2 protein-coding genes are annotated in these 1,716 nt (G+C 61.2%); both read right to left on the bottom strand.

The genetic code is table 11. The features are described 5' to 3' along the window. Nucleotides 1-1,486, bottom strand: a 1,486-nt coding sequence (locus EK23_RS21265; protein WP_200892214.1) for a pentapeptide repeat-containing protein, incomplete at its 3' end; no start/stop codon positions are given. After that, on the bottom strand, nt 1,483-1,716 hold a 234-nt coding region (locus EK23_RS23830), incomplete at its 5' end, for a hypothetical protein (RefSeq protein WP_158002578.1). The genes EK23_RS21265 and EK23_RS23830, both read right to left, overlap by 4 nt.

The following is a 1,716-nucleotide window of genomic DNA, read 5'->3' as shown; positions in this document are numbered from 1 at the left end:
TCAAGGTGGCGCCGGTGAAATCGAAGCCGCCGCTCTGGGTGGGGTCGCTGGCGAGGACGGCGTTGGTAAAGTCGATGTTGGAGAGGTCGGTGGCGCTGTTGAAGGCCTGCCCGTTGCCATAGAGGTGGGCGCCGCGGAAGACCGCGTTGGTGGCGGTGGCGCCGCTGAAATCGCTGTTGGGACCCATAGCGCCATTGAAAGCCGCCCCGGAGAGGTCAGCGCCGACGAACTTGGCGCCGCTGAGGGTGGCGTTCACGAAATCGGCGCCCTGGAGATTGGTCTGCTGTCCGGAGAAGTTTGCAGCGGATAGTGTGCTGGTGCCCGAGAGGTCGGCTCCGGTGAAAGATGCGCCGGGTGCCGTTATGTTGGTTAGCAGGGCGCCAGCCAGGCGCGCCAGGGAAAGGTTGGTTTTTCCTAAATTGGCGCCGTCGAGCTTTGTCCCTGTCAAGTCAAGTGCCTCGCCCAGGAAAGCAATCCCGCTCAGGTTGATGCCACTCAAGGCGGCACCCGCCAACAGGTGGCGGTCGGCATGTGTTGCGACTACAGCAGCCCCTGTCCAGTCAATCACCCTGACGTTTGAGGTAACAATGAGTTGGACAAGCAATTGGAGTGGGATCTGACTGCCAGGAAATGACGGGCGTGAGCATTGGAAAGTGTCCGACCACGTAACGCCCGTAAAGGAGGATCGCCGGAGGTCGGTGTTGACAAAAGTTGTGCAGCTGAATCCGCCAAAGGCCGCTCCGTCAAATGTGGGAGGATTATCGAATTTCAGTGCTGTGAATGTGGCCTCCTGCATTTGCGCACCATCGAAGTGCGTTCCGCTGACTGTGGCCTGCTGAAAGCTGGCGCCCCTTAGGTTCGCACCGCGCAAAGAGGCGCCGCTGAGATCGGAGCCGTCGAAATGGTACGAACCACCTTGGCCGGATAAGGTCGCCCCGTTGAGTTTGGCATTGGTCACATCGCCAGCGTAGCTGGTATAGGGGCTGGATGGGTTAAATAATAAGGGAAGCACCACCGATGCGTTGGACAGGTCGCAATGGCGGCAGGTGGATGAGTTACCGAGCAAGGTGGCGGCATCGATGACCTCCACTTTCGTGACTGTAAAAAAGCCGTTCGGGTCATTGACGGTAAAGTCGGGTATGGGGTCATTTTGGGTAACGTTGACGGCGCCCCAAGGGTTTATCTTGCCGTCGGCGCCTGTCAGCTGCAGCGCCACGCCCGGGGCAACCGTAATGACGTGCGGCGTATTGATCGTGGTGAAGGCGCAGTTGGTATCGGTTACAGGCTGGCCCTCGACAATGATCACGGTGTTTGGGCCGGTGCTGCCGTCCGGAGGAGACCACAACACCGCGCCGCGATCGGGCGGCGGCGGCGGGGTAGCCGATTGAATGCACTCGGTCCCCGCGGCATAGGCGGAGGGTGGCAAATGGGCGGCAACGATCGTTGCCGCCATGATGAAAGCGAGGGAGTGGGTTAGCGATTTCATAGCGGATCGAAGCGGCTGAGCGAGGGTTCTGCGACACCGAGTGCGGGGTCGATGCGGGGCTGGCCGGTGGCGGTATCGAGCAGGGGGGTGTAGTTGGCGGCATAGATGCTGCGCCAGTAGTCGACGGCGAGGTGTGGCACGTTGGTGCCGGGGCTGTTGCTGTTGAGCAGGGTGCCGCTGGGGGTATAGACGTCGATGCGGTACTGGGCGGGCTGTGAGCCATCGCCGGT

Source organism: Methyloterricola oryzae, assembly GCF_000934725.1.
In the GTDB taxonomy this organism is placed as follows: domain Bacteria; phylum Pseudomonadota; class Gammaproteobacteria; order Methylococcales; family Methylococcaceae; genus Methyloterricola; species Methyloterricola oryzae.
The sequence above is the reverse complement of the archived record's forward strand: the minus strand, read 5'-3'. Positions and strand labels throughout refer to the sequence as shown.